Origin of the sequence: Vibrio sp. 10N, from assembly GCF_036245475.1 — a bacterium.
In the GTDB taxonomy this organism is placed as follows: domain Bacteria; phylum Pseudomonadota; class Gammaproteobacteria; order Enterobacterales; family Vibrionaceae; genus Vibrio.
Genome location: NZ_BTPM01000001.1, coordinates 180,732 through 207,603, shown reverse-complemented (window position 1 = coordinate 207,603; position 26,872 = coordinate 180,732). Strand labels below are relative to the sequence as shown.

At 48.1% G+C, this 26,872-nt stretch carries 24 protein-coding genes, 1 tRNA gene and 3 rRNA genes; 8 read left to right on the top strand and 20 right to left on the bottom strand.

Annotated features, from left to right (window positions below; genetic code table 11):
• Positions 1-15 precede the first annotated feature (15 nt).
• The 4 genes from AAA946_RS00990 (at position 16) to cysQ (ending at position 2,847) form a co-directional block, all read left to right on the top strand.
• Positions 16-552, top strand: coding sequence for a ComF family protein (locus AAA946_RS00990; protein ID WP_338163288.1), 537 nt, complete (start codon positions 16-18; stop codon positions 550-552).
• 77 nt (positions 553-629) lie between these two features.
• Complete coding sequence (gene nfuA / locus AAA946_RS00985) at positions 630-1,256, top strand: Fe-S biogenesis protein NfuA (protein WP_156111134.1); 627 nt, start codon at positions 630-632, stop codon at positions 1,254-1,256.
• Positions 1,257-1,460: 204 nt separating this feature from the next.
• The gene (gene nudE, locus AAA946_RS00980) at positions 1,461-2,018 is read left to right on the top strand and encodes an ADP compounds hydrolase NudE (RefSeq protein ID WP_338163287.1); all 558 of its coding nucleotides are present in this window, start codon (positions 1,461-1,463) and stop codon (positions 2,016-2,018) included.
• A 1-nt stretch (position 2,019) separates the two neighbouring features.
• Positions 2,020-2,847: a 3'(2'),5'-bisphosphate nucleotidase CysQ gene (gene cysQ / locus AAA946_RS00975; RefSeq protein ID WP_338163286.1), complete on the top strand. Its 828-nt coding sequence runs from the start codon at positions 2,020-2,022 to the stop codon at positions 2,845-2,847.
• Positions 2,848-2,923: 76 nt separating this feature from the next.
• On the opposite strand, the gene AAA946_RS00970 is transcribed toward cysQ, so the two are convergent.
• The 12 genes from AAA946_RS00970 to gspC are packed head-to-tail and all read right to left on the bottom strand — an operon-like array spanning position 2,924 to position 14,296.
• On the bottom strand, positions 2,924-3,682 hold the full coding sequence (locus AAA946_RS00970; protein WP_338163285.1) for a type II secretion system protein N: 759 nt from the start codon (positions 3,680-3,682) through the stop codon (positions 2,924-2,926).
• A 3-nt stretch (positions 3,683-3,685) separates the two neighbouring features.
• On the bottom strand, positions 3,686-4,180 hold the full coding sequence (locus tag AAA946_RS00965; RefSeq protein ID WP_338163284.1) for a type II secretion system protein M: 495 nt from the start codon (positions 4,178-4,180) through the stop codon (positions 3,686-3,688).
• A 6-nt stretch (positions 4,181-4,186) separates the two neighbouring features.
• Positions 4,187-5,419 carry a type II secretion system protein GspL gene (gene gspL, locus AAA946_RS00960; protein WP_338163283.1) on the bottom strand — a complete coding sequence of 411 codons (1,233 nt, stop codon included), beginning with the start codon at positions 5,417-5,419 and terminating at the stop codon, positions 4,187-4,189.
• Positions 5,388-6,413: a type II secretion system minor pseudopilin GspK gene (gene gspK / locus AAA946_RS00955; RefSeq protein WP_338163282.1), complete on the bottom strand. Its 1,026-nt coding sequence runs from the start codon at positions 6,411-6,413 to the stop codon at positions 5,388-5,390. The genes gspL and gspK overlap by 32 nt, the downstream gene beginning before the upstream one ends.
• Complete coding sequence (gene gspJ, locus AAA946_RS00950) at positions 6,410-7,099, bottom strand: type II secretion system minor pseudopilin GspJ (protein WP_338163281.1); 690 nt, start codon at positions 7,097-7,099, stop codon at positions 6,410-6,412. The genes gspK and gspJ overlap by 4 nt, the downstream gene beginning before the upstream one ends.
• Positions 7,086-7,442, bottom strand: a complete 357-nt coding sequence (gene gspI / locus AAA946_RS00945; RefSeq protein ID WP_338163280.1) for a type II secretion system minor pseudopilin GspI — start codon at positions 7,440-7,442, stop codon at positions 7,086-7,088. The genes gspJ and gspI overlap by 14 nt, the downstream gene beginning before the upstream one ends.
• Positions 7,426-8,025 carry a type II secretion system minor pseudopilin GspH gene (gene gspH, locus AAA946_RS00940; RefSeq protein WP_338165743.1) on the bottom strand — a complete coding sequence of 200 codons (600 nt, stop codon included), beginning with the start codon at positions 8,023-8,025 and terminating at the stop codon, positions 7,426-7,428. Before gspH ends, gspI begins: the two co-directional genes overlap by 17 nt.
• Before the next feature lie 55 nt (positions 8,026-8,080).
• Positions 8,081-8,524 carry a type II secretion system major pseudopilin GspG gene (gspG, locus tag AAA946_RS00935; protein ID WP_338163279.1) on the bottom strand — a complete coding sequence of 148 codons (444 nt, stop codon included), beginning with the start codon at positions 8,522-8,524 and terminating at the stop codon, positions 8,081-8,083.
• A gap of 60 nt (positions 8,525-8,584) precedes the next feature.
• On the bottom strand, positions 8,585-9,817 hold the full coding sequence (gspF, locus tag AAA946_RS00930) for a type II secretion system inner membrane protein GspF (protein WP_338163278.1): 1,233 nt from the start codon (positions 9,815-9,817) through the stop codon (positions 8,585-8,587).
• Complete coding sequence (gene gspE, locus AAA946_RS00925) at positions 9,818-11,311, bottom strand: type II secretion system ATPase GspE (RefSeq protein WP_338163277.1); 1,494 nt, start codon at positions 11,309-11,311, stop codon at positions 9,818-9,820. It abuts the gene before it with no gap.
• Positions 11,312-11,313: 2 nt separating this feature from the next.
• Entirely contained in the window at positions 11,314-13,338 is a 2,025-nt protein-coding gene (gene gspD, locus AAA946_RS00920) for a type II secretion system secretin GspD (RefSeq protein ID WP_338163276.1), read from the bottom strand.
• A gap of 31 nt (positions 13,339-13,369) precedes the next feature.
• Positions 13,370-14,296, bottom strand: coding sequence for a type II secretion system protein GspC (gene gspC / locus AAA946_RS00915; RefSeq protein ID WP_445206043.1), 927 nt, complete (start codon positions 14,294-14,296; stop codon positions 13,370-13,372).
• 248 nt (positions 14,297-14,544) lie between these two features.
• On the opposite strand from gspC, the gene hslR reads away from it, so the two are divergent.
• From hslR to AAA946_RS00895, 4 genes are all read left to right on the top strand, one after another.
• Positions 14,545-14,931 (top strand): ribosome-associated heat shock protein Hsp15, encoded by a 387-nt coding sequence (gene hslR, locus AAA946_RS00910; protein ID WP_338163275.1) that lies wholly within the window; start codon positions 14,545-14,547, stop codon positions 14,929-14,931.
• 15 nt (positions 14,932-14,946) lie between these two features.
• The gene (gene hslO, locus AAA946_RS00905) at positions 14,947-15,828 is read left to right on the top strand and encodes an Hsp33 family molecular chaperone HslO (protein ID WP_338163274.1); all 882 of its coding nucleotides are present in this window, start codon (positions 14,947-14,949) and stop codon (positions 15,826-15,828) included.
• A gap of 349 nt (positions 15,829-16,177) precedes the next feature.
• Positions 16,178-17,806 (top strand): phosphoenolpyruvate carboxykinase (ATP), encoded by a 1,629-nt coding sequence (gene pckA, locus AAA946_RS00900; protein WP_338163273.1) that lies wholly within the window; start codon positions 16,178-16,180, stop codon positions 17,804-17,806.
• Positions 17,807-17,916: 110 nt separating this feature from the next.
• Positions 17,917-19,809 (top strand): AsmA family protein, encoded by a 1,893-nt coding sequence (locus AAA946_RS00895; RefSeq protein WP_338163272.1) that lies wholly within the window; start codon positions 17,917-17,919, stop codon positions 19,807-19,809.
• 35 nt (positions 19,810-19,844) lie between these two features.
• Here the strand turns inward: AAA946_RS00895 and AAA946_RS00890 are convergent, their stop codons facing one another.
• The 8 genes from AAA946_RS00890 to AAA946_RS00855 all read right to left on the bottom strand — a co-directional run bounded on the left by AAA946_RS00890 (position 19,845) and on the right by AAA946_RS00855 (position 26,727).
• Positions 19,845-20,765: a bifunctional GNAT family N-acetyltransferase/hotdog fold thioesterase gene (locus tag AAA946_RS00890; protein WP_338163271.1), complete on the bottom strand. Its 921-nt coding sequence runs from the start codon at positions 20,763-20,765 to the stop codon at positions 19,845-19,847.
• Positions 20,766-20,803: 38 nt separating this feature from the next.
• Positions 20,804-21,238, bottom strand: a complete 435-nt coding sequence (dtd, locus tag AAA946_RS00885; RefSeq protein ID WP_338163270.1) for a D-aminoacyl-tRNA deacylase — start codon at positions 21,236-21,238, stop codon at positions 20,804-20,806.
• A complete protein-coding gene (locus tag AAA946_RS00880) occupies positions 21,210-22,145 on the bottom strand; it encodes a virulence factor BrkB family protein (RefSeq protein WP_338163269.1) in 936 nt (311 codons plus the stop codon). Before AAA946_RS00880 ends, dtd begins: the two co-directional genes overlap by 29 nt.
• A gap of 6 nt (positions 22,146-22,151) precedes the next feature.
• Positions 22,152-22,721 (bottom strand): AAA family ATPase, encoded by a 570-nt coding sequence (locus tag AAA946_RS00875; RefSeq protein WP_338163268.1) that lies wholly within the window; start codon positions 22,719-22,721, stop codon positions 22,152-22,154.
• A gap of 569 nt (positions 22,722-23,290) precedes the next feature.
• A 5S ribosomal RNA gene (gene rrf / locus AAA946_RS00870) occupies positions 23,291-23,406 on the bottom strand.
• Between the two features lie 48 nt (positions 23,407-23,454).
• Positions 23,455-23,530, bottom strand: a tRNA-Thr gene (locus AAA946_RS00865).
• 65 nt (positions 23,531-23,595) lie between these two features.
• A 5S ribosomal RNA gene (rrf, locus tag AAA946_RS00860) occupies positions 23,596-23,711 on the bottom strand.
• A gap of 129 nt (positions 23,712-23,840) precedes the next feature.
• Positions 23,841-26,727: ribosomal RNA gene (locus AAA946_RS00855) — 23S ribosomal RNA — on the bottom strand.
• Positions 26,728-26,872: the final 145 nt, after the last annotated feature.

Genomic DNA, 26,872 nt, shown 5'->3' with positions numbered 1-26,872 from the left:
CGCTGTGGCCTGACTATGGACAATACCGCCGATATCTGCGGCACATGCCTCACTACGCCACCGCCATGGCAAACACTGACCTGCCTTGGCGACTATCGGCCACCATTGTCGTCTTTTATCCAGCGTATAAAGCAACACCGAGAGCCTTGGTTATTGCCACCGCTGAGTAAACTGCTCGCCGAGCGTATCAGTGAGCCCGCACCACTGCTGATTTGTGTTCCGACGCTGCTTCATGTCGAACTAAAGCGCGGCTTTAACCTCAGTGAACTCATGATGCTGCAACTCGCGCAGCACCTGCCCGAAGTGAAAACCGCACACAGCATTTTTCACAAGCGCCGCTACACCTTGACTCAAAAGAGTCTCAATCGGCAACAAAGACTGGAGAATGTGCGCCAAGCGTTCTCCCTCCAACAAAGACCAACATCAAAACACGTCGCCATTATTGATGATGTGGTCACAACCGGCGCAACCGTTCGACATCTGAGTGAATTATTACTTGAAGTGAACGTAGAAAAAATCGATATTTATTGTTTATGCCGTACCCCAAAGTAAGCCCACTGCTGGGTTGTCAGCCAGATTGCGCAGAGGATGTGCAAAATTTTTTGGCATCTACTCGTGACAGGAGTAGAATGGGGGTAATAACCTACAAACTTACTCAGGTATTCGTCGTGTCAAATCCAATTACTATTACAGAAAGTGCTCAAAGCCACTTCGCTAAACTGCTGGCTCAACAGCCAGAGGGAACGAACATCCGTGTTTTTGTCGTTAACCCAGGCACTCAAAACGCTGAGTGTGGTGTCTCTTACTGCCCGCCAGAAGCGGTTGAGTCTAACGACACCGAATTCAAGTACGAAGCACTATCCGCCTACGTTGATGAGCTATCTCTACCTTTCCTAGAAGATGCAGAGATCGACTTCGTTACCGACAAAATGGGTTCACAGCTAACCCTAAAAGCGCCAAACGCAAAAATGCGTAAAGTTTCCGATGATGCGCCACTGATGGAGCGTGTTGAGTACGCAATTCAAACGCAAGTTAACCCACAACTTGCCGGTCATGGCGGTCACGTAAGTTTGATGGAAATCACTGACGAAGGTATCGCTATCGTCCAATTCGGCGGTGGCTGTAACGGCTGCTCAATGGTTGATGTGACGCTAAAAGAAGGCATCGAAAAGCAACTGCTTCAAGAGTTCTCTGGCGAACTGACCGCTGTAAGAGACATGACAGAGCACGACCGCGGCGAACACTCTTACTACTAACGGCAAGAGTGGCTATTGCCAGACTTGTTTTCGAATCAGAGCGCCGAGGTAAACCTTTGCGCTCTTTTTTTTAACACTACCATTTGGCGCAGCTCCAAATCCTATATATATTAATCACTAACTACTATTCGAGTGCCAAGCGCTCAGTGTTTCAAACAACTTAGTGTTTCAGATAACATTGGTATCCAGCGGAGGAGAACGCCCATGCCATCCAAAAAAGGACCTGAGATCTTAGCCCAAAAGACAGTAGCCGAATCTAGGCTATTCAAAATTGAGGCTTTAGACTTAGAGTTTTCGAACGGCACCAAGCGCACCTATGAGCGTATGAAACCGAGTGGTCGCAATGCGGTCATGATGGTGCCAATCACTGAGCATGGGGATATCTTACTGGTACGCGAATATGCTGCAGGCACAGAGCGTTATGAGCTGGGTTTTCCTAAAGGGTTGATCGACCTGGGTGAAAGCGCACAGCAAGCTGCAGTGCGTGAATTAAAAGAAGAAATTGGTTTTGGAGCCAATACGTTAACGCCACTGAAAGAAGTCATTCTGGCCCCTTCGTATTTCTCCAGCCGTATGACCTTGTTTGTCGCTCAAGATCTCTATTCTGAGCAACTAGAAGGGGACGAACCTGAACCTTTAGAAGTCGTAAAGTGGCCTTTGGCGCAAGCCGATGAACTGCTCACACACCTCGATTTTTCAGAGGCTCGCAGTATCACCGCATTATTACTAATGCTAAGAATGAAGTCAGAGTTGGGGTTGTAACGTGGCAACAAGACATTTAGATTTATCGCATCATCTACCCGGTGTCATCGACATCGCTCGTCAGGCAGGGCAGCTTATTCTCGACATCTACGAGAACAAGGATTATGAAGCCTTCACTAAAGACGATGAAACCCCAGTCACTAGCGCCGATTTAGCCGCGCATAAATTGATTGTAGAAAAGCTCTCTGAGCTGACCCCAGATATTCCTGTGCTTTCCGAAGAAGCAGCCGACATTAGCTTAGAACAGCGCTCTAAATGGAATACCTATTGGTTGGTGGATCCTCTCGATGGTACTCAAGAGTTCATTGCACGCAGCGGTGATTTTGCCACTATCATTGCGCTGGTAAGCAACAACAAACCGATTATGGGCGTGGTATACGCACCAGTATCCGGTGTTACTTATCATGCGTATGAAGGCAAAGGAGCATGGAAAATCCCTAGTCTTGGGGAAAGTTTGCGTATCAAGGTGCTTAAACATGAGACGCCACAACAATCCATCGCGATCGCCATCAGTCGCCGCCAAAATATCAATCGCATCACACAGCGAATGAGCTCTGCTTGGAACTATGACTTAGTACCACTCGGCTCTGCGGCACTCAAAGCGTGCTTAGTGGCTGAAGGTGCTGTGGATTGTTACCTACGCCTCGGGCCAACCGGAGAGTGGGATACCGCCGCGACGCAATGCATCGTTGAAGAAGCCGGTGGGACGATAGTCGATACCGCACTTCAACCGCTCTCTTATAACGAACGTGAAACGCTTGAGAACCCTAACTTTATTGTTATCGGCGATCGTGACCTGCCGTGGGATCAAATCCTAGTACAAAGCTAACGCCCGACTAGAGACATTGAAAGGCAAAAAAGGAGGCTTAGCCTCCTTTTTATGTACTGGTAAAGCGAAAATCAGCCTAAAAACGCCCTTGATAATTGAACGAATAACGCCCTTCTCTATCTGGGTTGCCGAGCCAGCTCAACTGCTTACGCATATTGGTCGGAAACTCCGCCTCAGGCTTAAACCACGCCTGCGATTGATATTGACGATTGGGCGTCACACTGGCAGAAAACTCACTCGACACCTGATTGCTTGCTTGGTTTCCTTTTGCCGCTAGCACGCTATCTTCACAGGACAAATCAACCAGGGTCGGCCCCAAGCCTAAGCTGCCTATCGGCGACTCAATGTAGCCCGCATTCCAAGACAAGCTTCCCTCACCACTGCCACACCAAGGCGACGCATAGTTGAGTGACTTAATCGCTAGCTCCAACTGCCCCCCCGCTTTAATCGGTACGGGGATGGGTGCGTACTGCACCACGGTATCGGCTGGAATGGAAGCGAGTACGTTTTCTAGATAGGCACCAGACATGCTCACACCAAGGTTACCTCGCCCCGACAACCCCAAAGTGCTGCCTCGACCAAAGCGAAGTGCATATTCAGGAGAGAGTGTCATAAGACTAGACCAACTAAACTGCCACGACACATCACCAATAGAGTAGTGCTGGAATCGGACATTCTGAGCACTGCCTTGCCAAATCGTGCCCGTGGTACCATCTAGAGCAAGCTCTCTTGGCATCGGTGCATAACTCATTACAACACTAGCAGGAAGGTGGTAAATGGCACTGGCAGCAAAGACTGTGCTGCACAGTAAACCGTATTTGATGACTTTTTTCACCACTTAGCCACCCCTTTTAAATTGCAATCGGTTGATCTCAATTACGCCGCTTTGATCCGTTTTGTCGATATCTAGGATCTCAACCGTCACCCCATGGTTGTCTTGTAAGTAAAATAACCAATTCACGAAAAACTCAAACGGAATTGGCTTGATCCATACTTGCAACTGGTCATTGCGCGGTTGCATACGGATCAACTCAACGCTAAATCGATTTGTCGATGAGGTAATAACGCGGTTTAATGGTTGTTTCGACACGACCACACCGCCCGCTTGTCTTTGCAGGGAGATATCATCGGCCTTTTGCTTCACCCAGGTCAGTAGCTGTCGCTCAGATTGAATTCTCGATTGAGCAAGCTCCGTTCTTTGAGCAAAGGGAGCCAAAATTCCCCAATAAATAATGCCCACCAAGATCACCAACGAGCAAGCGATGACCAACCGCTGCTCACGCTGACTGATACTGAGCCACCAGCTTTGAAGATTCAGTAATAATCCTTTCATTACGCTCTACTTCTTCTTAAGTACAAAGTTGCCCATGACCACATCACCATTGCGATTGAGTGGTCCTTGTGACACTTCAAATTGCGTTTCCAACTTCACTCGAGCCGCCTCAAAACTATCAAAATCTCGGCTGGTGACATTCATACGTACTTCATTGCGATTACCATCGAAGGTAAAGCTCTGTACTTGCATACCATTAACTTGGCCTACCGTATCAGGCAGTTTCGATAACCACTCCAATACCGATGCACTCGATAACTCACTGCCCCCCAATCGTTTGAGCTCATCATCCAGCTGACGTTTGAGGTAGCTCACCGTTGGAATTCGCTTCTTATCCGGTAAAACCGCACGGAAAATTCGTTCGCTTTCTGCACGGTATGCCGCGGCCTGAGCCTCATATTGATTCACGAGCACCACCTGCTGCGCCACCAAAGCAACAATCAACACAGATGCTGCTATGGCGACTTTCTGCCAGATTTTCCAGTGTTTTAAGAAGGAGGCTCTTGGTTTAAACTCGCCGGTCATTAGGTTAGAGCCTGACTCTACCGTGCCTTTAGAAAGCAACGCCATCGCTGGCTCAGGCGGCACGCTATGCCACTCAATGTGCAAAGAGCGCTCGGCCAGAGGTTTTGGCACCGGAGAGTAACTTTCTATCACAACCTTGGCGTCATCTTCGTTCGTTGATTGAACAAGATAATCGGAGTCGATAACCGCATCCATCCACTCCTCATCAACAACAAGACCACGCTGACTTGAAGTTCGAAACAACCACTGACCGTCTAGATGGATCGCACTGACTTGCTCTGTTTGTGGCAATGCCAGTACATCCGGGATCACTTTTTTTATTTCAATACCTTGCTCAGCAAAACAATCAATCAAGTGACTGAGATATTGGCGATCGACCGCTGCAATTGAGGCGCGGCCGCCTTGTTTACTGAAGATAGTAAAATGCAGCTCATCGACGTCTTGAGCAATGTCATCTTCAACAAGAAATGGCAACATCGACTCAAACTGACGCGCACCGCCGGGCGGGATCTCGACATCCGCAAAGTGAACATCTTGACCACTGAGCATCAGCAATGTCACTCGCTGCTGTGCGTACTCTTTTATCTCAGCGAGCTGATCGAGGTTATTAAGCTCGCCGCTGGCTATCACTTCCTGCTGACTAGTTGACCAAACTGCCCAATGTATCTGACTGTCTGGCTGACTATTCAGGCGAACGGTTAAGAACTCGCTCACTAAATCCTCCAAATCGACGGCGAACGACCGTCACTTCCTGCCTATCTTGGCTATAAAACAGGCTGCGAAGGCGCATCCGCGACTCTCCAACCACAACCTGCGTGTCCATTTCAAAATAGGCGCTGTCTACAGCAAGATACTGTTGTGCTTGCTGTTTAGTATTATCATCCACGCTAGCCATTTGCGACTCAGCGAGAAATTTATCAATCCCTGACCAGCCATCGAATGGGCGGTTCTCGATCAGTTGCCTGGCATTTTCTACCGACAGGTTAGGCGCAAACAGCGCTGACAATAATTCGGCTTGCTCTACAACTATAGTATTGATATTCAATCGCCAGTCGGCCGTCGGCAGCGCGCACACCAGAGGGCTAATGTTCAACATCGCCTCCCCACTCATCTGATTTATAGCTCTAAGCTCAGAGCTGTCCGCAATCAGGCCATTGGCGGCCACATACGCTGGGGACAAGGATTCATAGTAACTGTCCCCCACGCCAGAGACCGAACGCACGCTGGTTTCTTTATTTACAAACTCCCACGTTGAGTCTGCCACTTGCTCGGCTTGGTAATTTTCAATCCCACTTTCCTCCAGAAGTTTCTGGAAAAATCGCACCAAAAATGGCTTGGTTGCGCTGTTTTGATTCGGCTGTACCGTCGATAAAGCATTAACATTGAAGCAGGCCTGCATATCGCGAATGTAGCCCGTCGCTTCACCATAATCGAGCGGGTAAGTTCGCTCCTCTACTGCCCAAGGCTGATTGAGGTTCACACTGTCTTTATTGTCTTTGTAGCTCTCTTTTATCGCCACCGAAGCCAACGCTTCGACACCAATCGCATACCAATAAGCTTGCTGATAATTCACCTGATTCGACGCGCGAGTAAACTGACTAAACAGACGCTCGGACATTGTGGCTGCAATAGAGACCATAATGGCAAGTAACAGCAGAATCACAATCAAGGCGACCCCTTTTTGGGATTTAACCGTCACTCTTGTCATGAGTTACCGCCTTGGTTATTGCCTTGGGTATTACCACCGCCTGAACCATTGTTGTTACCGCCGGATGTCGCATTGAGCGCTCCCGCTGGTGTCAGATAAATACGGTTAATTTCATCAAAATCCTCGAAACGGATTTTCACTTCCACGGCAAGCGGCAGCGTCATGTCGGCTTGCCACTCATTACTCCAAGATTCGCCATTGTAAAAACGCATATCAAACGCTTCCACCCTGGTAAATATAGGCAGCACCACGGGAGGTTCACCCACGCTGGTATCCGGATAACGCCACCATAAACGCTCAAGCTTCCCTTCTTGGAGGCGGTAACCAATCTTAGCCACTTCACCACGGGGGAATTGGTTTTGCGGGTTCAGCCACCCTAAACGAGCAAACAGTAAACCTCGCCCTTCTGACTCCAATAACCCTTCTTGCCATAGCATCAGGCGAGATAGAGGCTCTTCCCCTTCATGACGAAACTGACGCAGCGCCAACTGCTTAAAGTCACTATCTAGGTAAACGAAACCACGCTGAATTTCTTGTAATCGAGTGCTGCGCTCTAAAGAAAGCTCATTGCTACGCTGCACCTGATTCACCACTTGATAGGCCGCCACACTCAAACTGGCAAAAATCGCAATCGCCACCAGCACTTCGATGAGGGTAAAGCCTTTAACGCGATTACTTGTCGACATAACTTCTCACCGTCACAATCGGGCTCGCTTTCGGTTCAATAGCAACGCTAACATCCACCGCCGAGAGTAAGTTATCTGCCGTTTCAACGGGCTGGATACTCCAATACCACTCGCGCCCTGCTAGTTTCTCCTTGCCTTTCTTGGCTTTTGGCTTTGCAGTATCGAGCATCAGCTTAGCCATCTGATTATCGACCACCATGCTGGCAAACGCCTTCTCTTCCAAATAGCTTAAGGTGTTAATATGTTGACTGACCGCTCGGATGATGGAGATGGCCGCGGTAGCAAATATCGCCAACGCTATCAGTACCTCAAGCAGGGTCATGCCTCTAACGGTCTTTTTCATTCCAGTCTTTCACATCCATAAGCGCCAACTGCCCATTTTCTTTGACTTCGACGTACCAGGTTTGGTCTTGCAGTGCTCGATTCACCGGCGAAACCACAAATGCGCCTTCGGTGATCTCACCGCTAGAGAGAATAAAGACTTGTGGCGGTTTTTCCGGCTTCTTCTCTTTTTCCACGTCGGCAAACATGTCTTCATCGAACAAAGAGCCGGGCTCAAACAACCTGTCGTCCTCCCCCCAAATACCCGTGCTTAAATCGAGCTTGATCGACAAGGTCTCTGGCAGGGTCGTTTCTTCTGGGATCTTACTGAGTGACACGCGCTGCCACCCCTCAGAAGTCAACTCGAGAAACACGTATTGCTTTTTGGCTTCATCAACACGTATACCAAAATCTTTGCCTGCCAACATCGCTTCTTCGTTGAACAGTTGTAGTCTTTGGTATAAACGCTGCGCTTGCTGTTTAGTATCGTCACTCTGACGTTGAGGCAGGGTAGAAATCACCGCTACCGCACTGATAGAAAGCAGCACCAGTACCAGCATGATTTCCAGTAAGGTAAAGCCTAATTGATGACGTTTTAACTGCAAAAACATGGGGATTCACTTTGAACTAAGGAGAGGCTAAACGCCTCTCCTTCAGTAATTACTGGAAGTCTTGAATATTCCAGTTGCCGATATCAGCCGCAGGGCCTTCACCACCCTCTTGACCGTCAGCACCTAGCGTAAAGATGTCGATTGTGCCTTTGTCACCAGGGCTTAGGTATTGATATTCGTTACCCCATGGATCAGCCGGTAGACGACGAATGTAACCGCCATCGCGGTAGTTACGTGGCTCTGGGTTGCTTGGTTTGGTCACCAAGGCTTCTAAACCTTGGTCGGTCGTTGGGTAAACACTGTTGTCCAACTTGTACATATCAAGCGCATTTTCCAGAGCGACGATATCCGTCACTGCTTTCTGTTGGTCCGCTTTCTCTTTGTTACCCAGCAAGTTAGGCACGACAAAGCTTGCCAAAATACCTAAAATAACAACCACTACCATTACCTCTAGCAAGGTAAAGCCGGATTGTTTTTTCATTGTTTTTTTCATCTCTAACTCCAAATAAACGCCCTCAAGTTGAGGGCAATACTAACCATCTGACTGATTGGATTAACCAGACATCAAATTGTTCATTTCCAAGATCGGCATTAAGGTCGCCATCACAATAAACAGCACCAAGCCCGCCATTAGGGCGATCAATGCCGGAGTGAAGATACCTAGAGCAATGTTCACCGTCGATTCAAAGCTTTGGTCTTGGTTGTCTGCCGCACGCGTCAGCATACTCTCTAGCTCACCACTTTGCTCACCACTGGCAATCATATGCAGCATCATAGGTGGGAATAGTTTGGTTTGCTCCAGCGCTTTACGAAGACTCGCCCCCTCCCGCACATTGTCTGCCGCGGTGGAGACCTGTTTCTTGGCAAAGTGATTGGTCATGACGTCAACAGAAACTTTCATCCCTTCAAGAATGGGAATGGCACTTGAAGTACAAATCGCTAAAGTGCGCGCAAAACGCGAGGTATTTAGGCCACGAGCAATTTTACCAATTAAGGGCAGTCCCAATACCTTCGTGTCCCAGCTCATGCGAATAGACGGTTTACGCAGCGCCACTTTGATGAGGTACAACGTCAAGGTAAAGCCACCAAGAAGCAGCAATCCCCACTCTTGAATAAACTCACTCGAAGAGAGAAGAAACTGCGTCGACGCGGGTAATTCCTGCCCCATCTGCACAAACTGGCCAACTATCTTAGGGACGACAGCGGCAAGCAAAAACGCAACGATCGACACCGCAAACACCACCAGCACCACGGGATAAATCATGGCTTGTTGCAGCTTAGAGCGCAGTTTTTGCCGGTTCTCCGCGTAATCCGCTAGGCGCTCTAAAATGGAGTCTAAGTGACCCGATTTTTCTCCAGCTGCGACCATAGAGCGAAACAACTCATCAAACACATGTGGGTAATCAGCAAGACTGTCGGAAAGCGTATAGCCTTCGGTGACCTTAGAGCGGATCGCCGCCAGCATTGTACGAATACGTGGTTTCTCCGATTGCTCTGACACCGCTCGCAAACACTCTTCTAACGGCATACCGGATTGAACCAAGGTCGACAGCTGTCTGGTGATCAACGCTAAGTCCGGTGTACTTAGACCACGCTTAAACATCGGTTTTGCGTTGCCAGAACTGGCTGAATTCGTCGACGCTTTTCCTCTAGCTTCGACAATATCAACCGGGATCAGACCTTGCTCTTTGAGACGTTGACGCGCCTGCCTGGCGTTGTCACCCTCAATCAATCCTTTGACTTGCTTACCCTTAGCATTAAGGGCCTTATATTCAAACGCCGCCACTTACGCTTCCTTAGTCACGCGCATAACCTCTTCTAAAGAGGTCACGCCGAGTCTGACTTTTTGGAAACCGTCATCACGGATACTTGGGGTATAAGAACGCACAGCCTTTTCAATCGCTTGTTCGCCGGCTTCATCGTGAATCAAGGACTGAACCTTGTCATCAACCATGAGCAGCTCATGGATACCAGTTCGACCACGGTAGCCTTTCTGGTTACAACTTTCACAACCAACAGCCTTATAAAGAGTCAATGGTTCCGACTCCGACAGACCAAACAACTGTTTGGTGGCTGCGTCGGCTTCGTAAGGCTGCTTGCAATCGTTACACAAGGTTCGCACCAAGCGCTGCGCCAATACACCAAGTAAGGATGAAGAAATCAAAAACGGCTCAATGCCCATATCACGCATTCGCGTAATCGCACCAACCGCGGTATTCGTGTGAAGTGTCGACATCACCAAGTGCCCCGTCAACGAGGCTTGCACCGCAATTTGTGCTGTTTCTAAGTCACGGATCTCACCGACCATCACGACATCGGGATCTTGACGCAAAATAGCACGTAATCCACGCGCAAAGGTCATATCAACTTTAGGATTCACCTGAGTCTGACCAATACCATCGATATCAAATTCAATAGGATCTTCAACGGTGAGGATATTGCGCTCGTTACTGTTAATCTCTTGCAAGCCCGCATACAAGGTGGTCGATTTACCCGAACCTGTAGGACCTGTTACCAAGATAATGCCGTGAGGACGACCGATGAGATGTCTGAAGTTGGCATGATTGTCCGCCGTCATCCCTAAACTGTGCAGATCCAGGCGAGTCGCATTCTTATCCAAAAGACGCATAACTACACGCTCACCATGCGATGACGGCATGGTAGACACTCGCACATCCACCGCTCGGCCACCAATACGCAGCGAAATGCGGCCATCTTGTGGCACGCGTTTTTCAGCAATATCCAACTTGGCCATTACTTTTACGCGTGACACCAAAAGCGGCGCTAACTTGCGACTTGGTGCCAATACATCACGCAGCACACCGTCGATGCGAAAACGTATCGACAGTACCTTCTCAAACGTCTCAATATGAATATCCGACGCACCTTCTTTGATCGCCTCGCCAAGCATGGCGTTGATCAATTTGATAATTGGCGCGTCATCATCCGACTCTAGCAAGTCTTCATCTTGAGGCAGTTCCTCCGCCAACGAGAAGAAATCGTCGCTATCCGCACCGATGTCTTCCATCAACTGCCTAGCTTCAGAAGAATCTCTTTGATACGCCTCAGTCAACTTAGCATCGAACTCACTCGACGGCAGAGCGTGCAAAGTGAATGGCTTTCGAAATACTCGCTTTACCTCTTGCAAAGCGTTTAACGCCAACGGCTCAACATAGTAAAGAACCGACTGTGCTTCCTGAGCTTCAAACACCACTTTAAAGCGATTAGCAAAGCTAAATGGCAAGCGGTTGGCTAGAGGGCGATGCTCTGGGCTTTCCATAATTACTTCGCTTCTACTTGATCAATAAATGCTTGGATCTCAGATGGATAACGTGTTGTTTCATTAAACTCAGGCAGCACTGGGATGAAGCCATCATCCATCAACTTAAGACCTTTGTCCGCTTTGAACAGCTGCTCTGCACGGATGTAGTTGTACTTACGCTGCGTGATACCATCCGATGTCATGCCATCGCGAATAATGGTTGGCTTAATGAATACCATCAGGTTCTTCTTCTCAACCGTGGTTGAGGTAGAGGTAAACAAGCGGCCAAGATAAGGAATATCCCCCAAGAACGGTACTTTCGATTCGCTCTCTGCTGCACGCTCATCAATCAAACCACCCAGCACCAGCATTTGACCATCTTGGATCATCACCGAGGTGTTGAGCTGACGCTTAGCAAAACGCACATCAACCGCCCCATTAGCGCCTAGTACGTTTGACACTTCCTGCTCAATGTTAAGCTGAACCGAGTTACCTTCGTTGATCTGAGGTACCACTTTGAGTTTGATACCCACTTCCTTACGATCAACCGTTTGGAATGGGTTGCTGTTGTTCGAGCCGGCTGTTGAGCCCGTCAATACCGGGACTTCTTCACCCACGATAAACGAAGCTTCACCGTTATCCATTACGGTAATACTTGGAGAAGATAGAATGTTGGAATTGGATTGACTAGACACTGCTGTGATCAACGCGGTCCAATCACCTAGAGCGATGCCGACGGCTGCACCTTGCACGCCGCTCAGTGCGCTTGCTAGTTTAGAGAAATCACCGGTTGTCGTGGTTTCGACGTTGTATGGGTTACCATCGGCATCGACACGAGTTTCCGTAGTCTTTTTGTCTTTGGCTTCTTCCATGCCAACCATCACACTGCCGATGGACGCGCCAGTGTTACTAAATTGCACCACACTGCCGCCGTTTACCGAGCCCCACTGAACACCAAGGTTGGCACCATCTACGTCAGCCAGCTCAACAATCAGCGCTTCAATCAATACCTGCGCGCGGCGAATATCAAGCTGAGAAATCACTTCAAGCAGCGCCTTCATAATATCTGGCGGCGCAGTCAGCACCAGCGCGTTGGTATCTGGGTGCGCGGCAATCATAACTTCGGTACGATTGGCCGTAGAGCCTGACTTCGAGCCCGCTTGCTTCTCTTTTTGCAGGTTGTCCGACACACCTTTAAGTACATCCACCAAATCTTCAGCTTTGGCGTATTTTAGGTACTGAACACGGTTATTGCCTTTAGTGGCCATTTCGATATCCAATTGACCAATCAAACGGCGCAAGCGTTGGCGCACTTTAGGATCACCAGAAATCAAAATCGAGTTGGTACGCTCATCTGCCACCAGCTTAGGTTGCAAGAACGCTGGGGTATTTTTAGCATCCGTGGTTTTATTCAGTGCATCAACGATACGCACCATTTCCGCCGCAGAGGCGTTCTGCAACTCCACCACTTCTACTTCTTTGTCACCCGCCTGGTCAACACGCTTGATGATCTCCGCCAAACGGTTAACCACCGCTGCGCGACCTGTGATCAAAATGATATTGGCTGGGTCGTAGTGCACAACGTTACCCGCACCGGCGTTGTCATTGAGCTGTCTGAGTAGCGGTGACAATTCACGCACCGAGACATTTTTCACTGCCACAACACGGGTCACCACGGTATCACCTACAGCGATATCCGCATCGCCCACCACAGGGATCGCCGATGTTTTTGCGTCTTTGGCTTTGATGACTTTTAATATGCCGTTGTCCATCTCAACCACCGCGAAGCCATACACTTCAAGAACGTTGAGAAAGAAGCTGTAATACTGCTCTTCATTCAACACGTCATAGCTGCGCACATCGACTTTACCGCGTACGGAAGGGTCTACGATGATGGTTTTGTCGAGGTTACGCCCAACAATATTGATAAATTCATGAAGGTCAGTGCCTTTAAAACTGGCGCTAAATTCATTGGCTGATACCGCGGGTGCGGCCATAAGGCTCCCCATCAATAACCAGGTACTTGTTTTAAGCCAACTTTTCACTTAATGCTCCCTTGTAATGCTGTCGACATGACTAAAACTGAATGAAGATGTCATGCTGCTGTCCATCGCGTTCAACGGTGAGGTTTAACTCAGTTAGGTCGGTGATGGATTGATAAATCTGCCCCATCGCAGCAGGGTCGGTCAGGTCAGCACCGTTGAGTGCGATGGCAATATCGCCATTTTGCAAACCCACCGAATTGAATAGCTCAGGATCGCGTCCTGGACTCACTCGATAACCTGCTACCTTGCCGTCACGCTTTACTTGAGAAAGCCTGACGTATTGGAATATTTGCTGTGGATCTTGAGTAATAGTATTGCGTATCGCTGCCAACTTCTCTTCTGAGTCAATTGGATTATTACCGGCGATGTTAGACGCTGCCGCTTTCGGGCGCTGGTTTAGCTCTAGCTTTTTATACTCCAAGCCTTCCAGCATAACGGTTTCATCACGGCCAGAGTTTGAAATAATGATCCGGTCAATGAACACCGCACTCACAGTCGCACGCGTGCCATCAATCTGCTCACCGATACCATAAGTCCCCTGCTTACCACGATGAGCGACAACCGCTAAACTGCGTTCAGGATTAGAGCTCACCACTGAGCCAACGAGTACCACATTCAGGCGAGTTTTAGGCGCATCGGTCACAACCGGTGCTTGCACCACTTTTTGCTCTTTAGTGTAGCGACCAAAAATATTGGCGTTATTGATGTCAGACGATTGCAGTTTGGTGGTTTGCACATTGTTCGAGGTGTTCACTGCTGCAGGTGCAACCCAACGAGTGACAGAATGTGATTGAGGAAATAACTGCCACAATAAGGCGCCCGCAATCCAACATGAAATAGCGAGTAACACTAGGGTAACGATAAGGCTGATTTGAGGCTGGTACTGCGTACAACGTCGTAAAAATGAAGTCAAAGAGGCAACGTTAACACCATTCGCCGATATAGATATTCCTTTCACCCTTTTAACTTCCTGCTAGATAATGAACTTTCCGATATTTCACTATGTTATAAGTCCCAATAATATAAGCAACTTTTTGCTCTTTGCTAACCGACAAACTATAGCATAACTGTAGTGACAGTGATGCTATTGAGAGCTTGGGGTTGAATTTTTTAGACCTAAGCACCATTTAGTACACCAATAGCGAGATAAATCTATCACTAGTTCAGTTTGGCTCATCCACACTGACTTAGAAAGTAGGATTGACAATGAGTTCCGAGAATAATTCTGTTCGTTTGGACAAATGGCTGTGGGCCGCGCGCTTCTATAAAACCAGAAGTATCGCACGAAATATGGTCGACGGCGGCAAAGTCCACTACAATGGACAGCGCTCGAAGCCGAGTAAAATAGTGGAATTGGGAGCGGTTATCGCCCTGCGCCAAGGTAATGAAGAGAAAACCGTGGTCATAGAGCGAATCTCCGATCAACGTCGAGGTGCACCGGAAGCCCAGACTCTCTATAGCGAGACCGCAGAGAGTATCGCCAAGCGAGAAGACAACGCGTTGAAGAGAAAGCTACACGCACATAACCCAAGTCCAGAACGCAGACCTGACAAGAAACAGCGTCGCGACATCATTAAATTTAAACACCAATAAGCTGGAGCTTCCTCAATGGCTAACAACATACTTAACCGCTACCTTTTTGAAGAACTGTCGGTGCGCGGCGAACTCGTGCAACTGGATACAGCTTATCAAGAAATTCTATCTAGCAAGGACTACCCAGCTCCGCTGCAAAAGCTGCTAGGTGACCTATTGGTTTCCACCAGCCTTTTGACAGCAACGTTGAAGTTTGAAGGCTCAATTACGATGCAACTTCAAGGTGACGGTCCGGTATCTTTGGCAGTGATCAACGGTGACCACAACCAAAAACTTCGTGGCGTTGCGCGCTGGGAAGGTGACATTGCTGATAATGCCAGCATTCACGACATGATGGGTAAAGGCTATCTAGTCATCACCATTACTCCTGATAAGGGCGAACGCTACCAAGGCGTGGTGGGTCTTGAAGGTGATAACCTTGCCGAGGTTCTAGAAGGCTACTTTGAGCGTTCGGAGCAGCTAAAAACTCGCCTTTGGATTCGCACCGGTGAATTTGAAGGTAAGCAGCACGCAGCTGGCATGATGCTACAAGTCATGCCAGACGGCACTGGCTCACCAGAAGACTTCGAACATTTAGAGCAGCTGACCGATACGGTAAAAGATGAAGAGCTATTTGGCCTAGAAGCTAACACGCTGCTTTATCGCCTGTACAACCAAGATAAAGTACAAGTGTTTGAACCAAAGCAAGTCGAGTTTTTCTGTGGTTGTTCACGCGAACGCAGCGCTGGCGCTATTGCAACCGTCGCACAGGAAGAGATCATGGATATCCTTGCGCAAGATGGCGAAGTGGCGCTTCACTGCGATTACTGTGGTAGCACCTACTCTTTTGATGAGCCAGAAATCAAAGCGATTTTCGCTGATGCACAATCGGCCGCTGGTGATAACACCGTTCACTAATTTCTAAGCTCTTTACACGCTAAAAGCCAGTTCGTTAACGTTCTGGCTTTTTTTGTTCGTTTTTTTTAACAGCATTGCAAAAAACATGAACAGAACACCTAACTAGAGGCGGTTTTAATGTGTTACATTTGATCTAGCGCAAAGGTTTGCTTCGAGGAGAAATTGCCCAAAATCAATATGTGACAAAACACTTAAAACCATCAATAACTGATGACTATTTTTTGAACTACCTCCCTGTTTTCTCGGATATCCGTTGCTAGCATGGAGTTCAAAATAAAAAACAAAATAACAAATAAACAATTATTACTACAATTTTAAAATCCCTACAAAAATCCAATAAGGAGCACCTATGACCGTTATGGACATTAACAAGGCTGCACAAATCGATCTAACAAAGTACGGAATCACTGGCGTAACTGACATCGTTCGCAACCCAAGCTACGAACAGTTATTTGAAGAGGAAACTCGCGAAGGTCTGGAAGGCTACGAGAAAGGCGTAGTTACTGAGCTTGGCGCCGTTGCTGTAGATACGGGAATCTTTACTGGACGTTCTCCGAAAGACAAGTTTATCGTTAAAGATGCGACCACAGAAGAAAACATGTGGTGGACCAATGATAAAGTTAAAAACGACAATAAACCAATGTCCCAAGAGGCGTGGAACGATCTTAAAACGCTGGTTACCGGTCAACTATCTAATAAACGCTTGTTTGTAATTGACGGATACTGTGGCACTAACCCTGACACTCGTCTATGCATTCGTATTATCACTGAAGTAGCGTGGCAAGCGCACTTCGTTAAAAACATGTTCATTCGCCCTACAGAAGAAGAGCTCGCGACATTCGAACCTGACTTTGTGGTTATGAATGGCGCTAAGTGTACTAACCAAAACTGGAAAGAACACGGTCTCAATTCAGAAAACTTCACCGTGTTTAACCTTACTGAAAGAATGCAACTCATCGGCGGTACATGGTACGGCGGCGAAATGAAGAAAGGCATGTTCGCAATGATGAACTACTTCTTACCGCTACGTGATATCGCGTCTATGCACTGTTCAGCGAACATGGGTGAAGACGGTGATGTTGCTGTGTTCTTCGGCCTATCTGGCACAGGTAAAACAACACTATCAACAGACCCTAAACGCGCTCTAATCGGTGATGATGAGCACGGTTGGGATGATGACGGTATCTTTAACTACGAAGGCGGCTGCTACGCAAAAACCATCAATCTATCTAAAGAAGCTGAGCCAGACATCTACAATGCGATTCGCAGAGATGCACTACTAGAGAACGTTACCGTTCGTAATGATGGCTCCATCGACTTTGATGACGGTTCGAAAACAGAAAACACCCGCGTCTCGTACCCACTGCATCACATCGAGAACATAGTGAAGCCAGTATCGAAAGGCGGCCATGCCAACAAGGTGATCTTCCTATCGGCAGACGCGTTTGGCGTACTTCCTCCAGTGTCAAAACTCACGCCAGAGCAAACTAAGTACCACTTCTTGTCAGGCTTCACTGCGAAACTGGCCGGTACTGAGCGTGGCATTACAGAGCCAACACCAACGTTCTCTGCGTGCTTCGGCGCTGCATTCCTAACGCTGCACCCAACTAAATACGCAGAAGTACTGGTTAAACGTATGGAAGCAGCTGGCGCTGAAGCTTATTTGGTTAACACTGGTTGGAACGGCACTGGTAAACGTATCTCTATCCAAGATACCCGTGGCATCATCGATGCGATCCTAGATGGCTCTATCGAGAAAGCTGAAACCACCAACATTCCAGTGTTCAACCTAGAAGTACCAACTTCACTTCCTGGTGTGGATCCTTCAATCTTAGATCCTCGTGAAACCTACGTAGACCCTCTACAATGGGAAAGCAAAGCAGAAGATCTGGCTAAACGTTTCATCGCGAACTTCGATAAGTATACCGATAACGCAGAAGGTCAAGCACTGGTTGCCGCAGGTCCACAACTAGACTAATAAGTTAGATAGAAATCCAACTTTTTAATACTAGCCCCTCATTTTGAGGGGCTTTTTTCATCTATACACGCTAAATTACTGTTTATGTTGAATGATTAGGCTTTGAATCCGTGATAAGAAAGATTGTCGCACTGTTAGTGGCGCTCATGGCACTGGGCCTGCTTTCCCTTTTGCTGGTGTTTGCAGCATTACATACTCAATATGCAAAGCCCTTGGTGAGCTACACATTAGAGAAAGTGTTCAATATAGGTGTGACGAGTGAGAGCATTCACTACCGCTATCCTAATCAATTGAGCTTTGAAAATGCGCGCTTTGAGATCGCTGACCACACGCCAATCGAAGTGGCCAAACTCTCAGTTTGGTTGTCTGGCGCCCTATCCACTGACCAACCTATAACTGTCCACGAATTGCTGATCGATGGCACGACCATTACAGGTAAAGGCACACTTCTCATTGCACTTATTCAGCGCTGGCAGATCCAAAACCTCGCTCTGGATCATGTGGATTACAGTGACAACGAGCTGATCATCAACGATCTGCGCTTGCAGTTAAAAGACCTTAAGCTTGGCGACTCTTTTATGGCCTCACGAGGCGAGATTCAGCTGCAAGCCTCTCAACTCAATTATCAGGGTTCTGCGCTGCACGACGTGTTACTGGATGGTATTTTAGCTGGCGAGCAAAGCAAAATTTACGGTGCCTCATTAACATGGAATGGGGCAAATCTCTCAACTCAAGCGCAAGCACACAACGGCGCTTGGTCATTAGTGAATACCACCATCAATCGCTTAACCATAGAGACAGCCCACATTGAGGATCCTTGGTTTACGTTATTTCGTGACAATATTAGTCACATCAACAGTCTCGATATTCTCAACTCCTCTTTACAGTACAAAGGGAGCAGAATAGACAACATTAGCGCGTCGCTGGAAAGCATTGAACTTGATAAGCCATTCTGGTCTCAACAACAGGCTTACCTGTCAATCGATGCCGATCAAGTCACCTGGCAAGGATTTGAATTTATCGAACCAACCATCGAAGTTTATGCCACTCCAAATAAGCTCCACATTGCTGATCTCGATGCGCAACTTGAACAAGGGCGTGTGCAGATCTCCGGGGAGTTTTCCCCACAAGAGATAAAACTTGATAGCGTGAATATTGATGGTCTTAAATTTATTCAAGAACAAGGCGATGCATCATTGCTGACTCTGTTTCGCGGAATCAATATCGACGATATCAAGTCGGTATCTATTAAGAATGTCACATTCAATCGCTCCCAATGGATACAACTGGCAAGCAAACCATTTTGGCAAGTCACCGGATTCAATATGGAAGCGAGTGACCTTATCCTGAAGAAAGACTATCAATGGGGATTGTGGCAAGGGAAAGCGACCGCCTCGGCGAATAGCGCGAGTATCGACAATGTGCTTGCCAACCAAATCATTATGGAAACGGAAAGCAAGCAAGGTAAATGGCAATTAAGTCGCCTGTTCGTCCCATTTGAGCAAGGCTATCTGTCGGCCAAGGCCGAACTCGACTTTACTGCGCCGAGTCAGCCTTTTACGCTAAGCGCCAACGCCTTTTCACTACCATTGCAACTCAGCCAATATCTGAATTATCCCGCCCCGTTACTCTTTACAGGTGCGGCAGACGTCAACCTAGAGATAAACGCACTGATTGCCGATAAACGCGCTTTGTCTCAAACCCTGTCCGGCGCGTTAACAGCAAGCTTTTACAATGCAGCAGTAACGACCGCTCAGTCTCAGCCGCCCTTAGCGGTCGATATCACACCACTCAAGATGAGCGGAGATAGGGGAAGAATTGAATTGATGCCATTTAGCATCACAGCAGAGCATTTAAACGGAGAGGCGCAGCAAACTATCGATTTAAGCTCACAGCCCGTTGAGACGCTCAGCATAGAGCTCACTGAACCGTGCAAGCATAGCTACAATCTGCAGTTGCTAACGGGAAAAATCACGTCTACACCTATTGCGAGCTGCCCATAAAAATCGCCCCTGCCAAAAAGCAAGGGGCGATTTCATTAACTCGACAGTAACTTGTCTTGGTAATTGGGCAACAGCATGTAAGTACCCACAAACTCAACAGCAGGCACGTCACCACTGTAGATAGTCACATTAATCACGATACGCGCCTTCTTACCCGCTGCTAACCTGTCTAAATCTCCGCTAATACCATCTAGCGAGGTGACCGAAACTGGGCTCGATTCAACCGGATGACGATAGCGAATTCGACTGTCTGCTAGCACGATATCCGCCACCAAACCTCGCTCACGCATCAGCAGCCAAGTCATCCCCCACCCCGTTAATGTAGCCAGAGTAAATGCCGAACCAGCAAACATGGTGTTGTGAGGGTTTAGATTAGGATTTAACTGGGCGCTACACTCAAAACGATAACCGGTGTACTGATTGATTTTAATGCCCATCTTGTCACTGATAGGGATCTGCTGCTCCCAGCGATCTTGCAGCTCTGCACACCACTCTGGGCGGCGCAATACCTTAGCTAAAGGGTCAAGCTGCTTAACCATCTGTTGGTGGCGTACCGGGCCTTTTTGGTCATTAAGCTCGCCTTGGCTACTAAAACCATTCTTCTCATAAAAAGAGATAGCATCTTCACGAGCGTTACACACTAAGCGCTTCACACCCTCTTGACGCGCGAACGACTCGAGCGCAACCAATACTAGCGATCCCATCCCTTTATCACGACGACTGCTCTTCACCGCCATATAGCGGATTTGACCTTCATTATCCGGGGTAATATACAGTCGCCCAATAGCCATAGGTCTTCCACGACCGTCGACAATCATGCGATGATGACTCATCTCGTCATATTCATCACGCTCCGATCCTACTGGCAATCGCCATGGTTCGCGTAACATCTGCCAACGAAAGTGGTAGTACTTACTAAGCTGATTCTCTGTCTTAGGAGTAATGAGTTTAAACATAGATATCCTTTCGCATGTAAACTGGACGCCTTACTCGTTTATACCTGCAACCAAAATGTCACAGGACCATCGTTAATGAGCGATACTTTCATATCAGCAGCAAATTGACCACGTTCTGTTGGCAATACTTGCTGACAGTGATCGGCAAAGTATTCATATAAACGCTCGGCCTCGGCTGGATGAGCCCCTTTGGAGAACCCCGCACGAGTGCCCTTCTTCGTATCCGCTGGCAACGTAAATTGCGACACAACGAGAACACTACCACCAACATCTTTAACGCTGAGGTTCATCTTACCAGCATCATCTTCAAAGACTCGGTATGTCGTGACTCGCTCAACCAATCGCTTCGCTTTGGCTTCGTCATCGTCCTTTTCAACACCTAACAGGACCAGCAACCCTTTACCGATCTCACCAACCGTCTTTCCGTCAACGTTGACAGAGGACTCACTTACTCTCTGTATCAGTGCTATCACTCAGTGGTTCCTTCTTTGCGAACTGCTTATTTCCGGCTGTCGATTGTATCACGGGGCCATGTGCTCGCCAGTGTTCTTTCTCGCCTAACGCTGCAGTAAACTCAGCACCAATCAGTACGATAAACCAACACAAATAAATCCAAAGAAACAGTATTGGAATAGCAGCGATCGCACCATAAATAAGCTGATAAGAGGGGAACTGAGTAATGTAATAAGCAAACCCCTTCTTACTGACTTCAAACAGCAAGGTCGCAACCGCAGCGCCAATGAGGGCGTGACTTAAATAGACTTTCTTATTAGGAACAAGGACATAAAGCCCTGTGAACGCGAGTAACGCAAGAAAAGCAGGCAACCAATTAAGGAAGAAACTAAATGCACCACTCAGTACATCGTGCTCCAGTATCTTAAGCGAGGTAACGTATGAAGTCCCGACGATACTTGCGCCAACCAAGATGGGCCCAAGGGTTAATATCATCCAGTATATGGAAAATGAAAACACGGGGCGTCGTTTCACTTTTACACGCCATATGTAGTTAAGGTTATTATCGATATTGGAAATCAACATCAAAGCAGCGACAAACAAAAAACCACTGCCTATCGCCGTCATTCGCCCGGTATTGGCTACAAATTCTGTGAGAGCCGAATATACCGCGTCGCCCGCAGCTGGAACAAAGTGCTGAATAATGAAGTTTTGCAGCACCTCCCCCACATTCTCAAATATCGGAAACGAAGACAACACTGACAGTAATACGGTCAACATGGGAACGATAGACAGCAAAGTGATGTAAGTTAAGTAACCAGCATTCACATTTACTCTGTCGTGAGACATACGTTGAAATAGATAGCGGACAAAACACAATAATTTAGAGACAAACTCTGTGAATTGACGAGATATTTTCTCACGCATTTTTCCTCAGCTCTCCTTGCTAACAACATTTGCGGTATGAGTTTGACACAGTTGAAGAACAAACTCGACTCGCTGCTCCACAGACATTAACGGGATCTCAATAACTTGAAACCCAAGGCTTTGATACTGCAGATATAGTGCTTGATGGATCGATAGCGCTTCTTCAAAGGGATAAGGTCTCACTTCATCTTGCACATAGGTCTCTGGCGTTGGCTTACAAAACAAGGCAATGGGCTGATAACCTTTGTTGGCTTCGCTATAGATATAATCGGGCACTGGAAGCTTTCCGAATCCCAGGTAAGCACAAACATCGGGAATCGCTCTATCAACAAAGATAAGCTGTGTCGACTGGGTAGCTGAATCTCTTTGCTTGATCATTTCCTGAAAACACATGTCCGCAAACCGACCAAGTTGCGTCCACGGTAATACGCCATCATCAAGCTGAGACTGTTGTTCAATGAGCAACCTTGGTATCTCTGGGAAGGTTTTGTGTCCCAATTCACCGAGTGCTTCTAGTAGTGTAGTTTTCCCAGAACCAGGACCGCCTGAGATAATAAATGGCAACTGTAAACTCATAATAGATAACTAATTCAGTAACATAATTAGAGTGTAACTGAATCATTAGCAAAATCATGCCAAGAATCAAAAATAACAAAGCCCGATGATGGACTAAAAGCCCGAGTTAAGCAGCCACCTAGCGATGACGACAAAACGCCCCAGCTTATTCTGAGGCGTGGAAATAAAGCCTGGCGATGTCCTACTCTCACATGGGCGGTGCGGCGATACGCAAGACACACTCTACCTTTCTAATGCAAGTATCAAATCTACAATACGCCAGATACGAAAACGCCCCAGCTTATGCTGAGGCGTAAAATTAAAGTCTGGCGATGTCCTACTCTCACATGGGCGGTGCGGCGATCCGCAAACACACTCTACCTTTCCCATTAAGATGTCAAAACAGCAAACTGCAGATGCGAAAACGCCCCAGCTTATGCTGAGGCGTGAAATTAAAGTCTGGCGATGTCCTACTCTCACATGGGCGGTGCGGCGATCCGCAAACACACTCTAACTTTCCCATTAAGATGTCAAAACAGCAAACTGCAGATGCGAAAACGCCCCAGCTTATGCTGAGGCGTGAAATTAAAGTCTGGCGATGTCCTACTCTCACATGGGGAAGCCCCACACTACCATCGGCGCTATTGCGTTTCACTTCTGAGTTCGGCATGGAATCAGGTGGGTCCACAATGCTATGGTCGCCAAACAAAATCTTGCTTGGGTGCATCTTGCTCTGCAAGATGACTCTAAATACTGGTGCTGATACCCAGACTCGAACTGGGGACCTCATCCTTACCAAGGATGCGCTCTACCACCTGAGCTATATCAGCATCGTGGTTTGTCCTTAGGGACTAAAAAAGCCCGTTCTTTCAAACGGGCTCTTTCTAAAATTAAAGCCTGGCGATGTCCTACTCTCACATGGGGAAGCCCCACACTACCATCGGCGCTATTGCGTTTCACTTCTGAGTTCGGCATGGAATCAGGTGGGTCCACAACGCTATGGTCGCCAAGCAAATTCTGCTTTGGTTTTCAGCTTTTCAAAAAAGCTAAAAGCCAAAATATCTGGAAAACTGATTTTAAAGTTCTGAACTCACATTCAATGTTCTTGCTTTGAGTCCATCAAAACCCTTTGGGTGTTGTATGGTTAAGCCTCACGGGCAATTAGTACAGGTTAGCTCAACGCCTCACAACGCTTACACACCCTGCCTATCAACGTTCTAGTCTCGAACAACCCTTTAGGACACTTAAAGTGCCAGGGAAGACTCATCTCAGGGCTCGCTTCCCGCTTAGATGCTTTCAGCGGTTATCGATTCCGAACTTAGCTACCGGGCAATGCGTCTGGCGACACAACCCGAACACCAGAGGTTCGTCCACTCCGGTCCTCTCGTACTAGGAGCAGCCCCCTTCAATCTTCCAACGCCCACGGCAGATAGGGACCGAACTGTCTCACGACGTTCTAAACCCAGCTCGCGTACCACTTTAAATGGCGAACAGCCATACCCTTGGGACCGACTTCAGCCCCAGGATGTGATGAGCCGACATCGAGGTGCCAAACACCGCCGTCGATATGAACTCTTGGGCGGTATCAGCCTGTTATCCCCGGAGTACCTTTTATCCGTTGAGCGATGGCCCTTCCATTCAGAACCACCGGATCACTATGACCTGCTTTCGCACCTGCTCGAATTGTCATTCTCGCAGTCAAGCGGGCTTATGCCATTGCACTAACCTCACGATGTCCAACCGTGATTAGCCCACCTTCGTGCTCCTCCGTTACTCTTTGGGAGGAGACCGCCCCAGTCAAACTACCCACCAGGCACTGTCCTCATCCCCGATTAGGGGACCAAGTTAGAACATCAACACTACAAGGGTGGTATTTCAAGGACGGCTCCACTAATACTGGCGTACTAGTTTCAAAGCCTCCCACCTATCCTACACATGTAGGGTCAATGTTCAGTGCCAAGCTGTAGTAAAGGTTCACGGGGTCTTTCCGTCTAGCCGCGGGTACACTGCATCTTCACAGCGATTTCAATTTCACTGAGTCTCGGGTGGAGACAGCGTGGCCATCATTACGCCATTCGTGCAGGTCGGAACTTACCCGACAAGGAATTTCGCTACCTTAGGACCGTTATAGTTACGGCCGCCGTTTACCGGGGCTTCGATCAAGAGCTTCGACCTAAGTCTAACCCCATCAATTAACCTTCCGGCACCGGGCAGGCGTCACACCGTATACGTCATCTTACGATTTTGCACAGTGCTGTGTTTTTAATAAACAGTTGCAGCCACCTGGTATCTGCGACTCCCCATAGCTCCATCCGCAAGGGACTTCACCGCGAGGAGCGTACCTTCTCCCGAAGTTACGGTACCATTTTGCCTAGTTCCTTCACCCGAGTTCTCTCAAGCGCCTTGGTATTCTCTACCCGACCACCTGTGTCGGTTTGGGGTACGATTCCTTACAATCTGAAGCTTAGAGGCTTTTCCTGGAAGCATGGCATCAATGACTTCACTACCGTAGTAGCTCGACATCGTGTCTCAGCCTTAAAAAGAGCCGGATTTACCTAACTCTTAAGCCTACGCACTTGAACCTGGACAACCGTCGCCAGGCCCACCTAGCCTTCTCCGTCCCCCCATCGCAATTGTAAGAAGTACGGGAATATTAACCCGTTTCCCATCGACTACGCCTTTCGGCCTCGCCTTAGGGGTCGACTCACCCTGCCCCGATTAACGTTGGACAGGAACCCTTGGTCTTCCGGCGAGGAGGTTTTTCACCCCCTTTATCGTTACTCATGTCAGCATTCGCACTTCTGATACCTCCAGCAAACCTTACAGTTCACCTTCAACGGCTTACAGAACGCTCCCCTACCCAATACATAAATGCATTGCCGCAGCTTCGGTGTATAGCTTAGCCCCGTTACATCTTCCGCGCAGGCCGACTCGACTAGTGAGCTATTACGCTTTCTTTAAATGATGGCTGCTTCTAAGCCAACATCCTAGCTGTCTAAGCCTTCCCACATCGTTTCCCACTTAGCTATACTTTGGGACCTTAGCTGGCGGTCTGGGTTGTTTCCCTCTCCACGACGGACGTTAGCACCCGCCGTGTGTCTCCCGGATAGTACTTACTGGTATTCGGAGTTTGCAAAGGGTTGGTAAGTCGGGATGACCCCCTAGCCTTAACAGTGCTCTACCCCCAGTAGTATTCGTCCGAGGCTCTACCTAAATAGATTTCGGGGAGAACCAGCTATCTCCAGGTTTGATTGGCCTTTCACCCCTAGCCACAAGTCATCCGCTAATTTTTCAACATTAGTCGGTTCGGTCCTCCAGTTGATGTTACTCAACCTTCAACCTGCCCATGGCTAGATCACCTGGTTTCGGGTCTATATCCAGAGACTGAACGCCCAGTTAAGACTCGGTTTCCCTACGGCTCCCCTAAACGGTTAACCTTGCCACTGAATATAAGTCGCTGACCCATTATACAAAAGGTACGCAGTCACACCACGAAGGTGCTCCTACTGCTTGTACGTACACGGTTTCAGGTTCTATTTCACTCCCCTCACAGGGGTTCTTTTCGCCTTTCCCTCACGGTACTGGTTCACTATCGGTCAGTCAGTAGTATTTAGCCTTGGAGGATGGTCCCCCCATATTCAGACAGGATATCACGTGTCCCGCCCTACTCGATTTCACTGATGATGAGATGTCGGTTACGGGGCTATCACCCTGTATCGCGGCACTTTCCAGAGCCTTCACCTGTCTCATTAAAAGCTTAAGGGCTAATCCAATTTCGCTCGCCGCTACTTTCGGAATCTCGGTTGATTTCTCTTCCTCGGGGTACTTAGATGTTTCAGTTCCCCCGGTTCGCCTCGCTGAGCTATGTATTCACTCAGCGATACCTGCTTATGCAGGTGGGTTTCCCCATTCAGGAATCCCAGACTCACAGGTTATTACTACCTAATCTGGGCTTATCGCAAGTTATTACGCCTTTCATCGCCTCTGACTGCCAAGGCATCCACCGTGTACGCTTAGTCACTTAACCATACAACCCCAAAGGGTCTTTCTATTTGTCTTCACTTTTTAAAAGTGAAAGCAAACGGTCAAACAACCAAAGTTGTCTGCAATTTTTATACATGATGCAGACTCGATTTTGCCGGACTCAAATATGAATCACTTTCGTGATTCCC

Excerpts from the sequence above, each read along its gene's own strand:
- AAA946_RS00990 (WP_338163288.1), top strand. The coding sequence starts at position 16 with ATGGACAATACCGCCGATATCTGCGGCACATGCCTCACTACGCCACCG.
- nfuA (WP_156111134.1), top strand. The coding sequence starts at position 630 with ATGGGGGTAATAACCTACAAACTTACTCAGGTATTCGTCGTGTCAAAT.
- nudE (WP_338163287.1), top strand. The coding sequence starts at position 1,461 with ATGCCATCCAAAAAAGGACCTGAGATCTTAGCCCAAAAGACAGTAGCC.
- AAA946_RS00965 (WP_338163284.1), bottom strand. The coding sequence starts at position 4,180 with ATGAAAGGATTATTACTGAATCTTCAAAGCTGGTGGCTCAGTATCAGT.
- gspK (WP_338163282.1), bottom strand. The coding sequence starts at position 6,413 with ATGACAAGAGTGACGGTTAAATCCCAAAAAGGGGTCGCCTTGATTGTG.
- gspJ (WP_338163281.1), bottom strand. The coding sequence starts at position 7,099 with ATGTCGACAAGTAATCGCGTTAAAGGCTTTACCCTCATCGAAGTGCTG.
- gspI (WP_338163280.1), bottom strand. The coding sequence starts at position 7,442 with ATGAAAAAGACCGTTAGAGGCATGACCCTGCTTGAGGTACTGATAGCG.
- gspG (WP_338163279.1), bottom strand. The coding sequence starts at position 8,524 with ATGAAAAAAACAATGAAAAAACAATCCGGCTTTACCTTGCTAGAGGTA.
- gspE (WP_338163277.1), bottom strand. The coding sequence starts at position 11,311 with ATGGAAAGCCCAGAGCATCGCCCTCTAGCCAACCGCTTGCCATTTAGC.
- hslR (WP_338163275.1), top strand. The coding sequence starts at position 14,545 with ATGAGTTCCGAGAATAATTCTGTTCGTTTGGACAAATGGCTGTGGGCC.
- hslO (WP_338163274.1), top strand. The coding sequence starts at position 14,947 with ATGGCTAACAACATACTTAACCGCTACCTTTTTGAAGAACTGTCGGTG.
- pckA (WP_338163273.1), top strand. The coding sequence starts at position 16,178 with ATGACCGTTATGGACATTAACAAGGCTGCACAAATCGATCTAACAAAG.
- AAA946_RS00890 (WP_338163271.1), bottom strand. The coding sequence starts at position 20,765 with ATGTTTAAACTCATTACTCCTAAGACAGAGAATCAGCTTAGTAAGTAC.
- AAA946_RS00880 (WP_338163269.1), bottom strand. The coding sequence starts at position 22,145 with ATGCGTGAGAAAATATCTCGTCAATTCACAGAGTTTGTCTCTAAATTA.
- AAA946_RS00875 (WP_338163268.1), bottom strand. The coding sequence starts at position 22,721 with ATGAGTTTACAGTTGCCATTTATTATCTCAGGCGGTCCTGGTTCTGGG.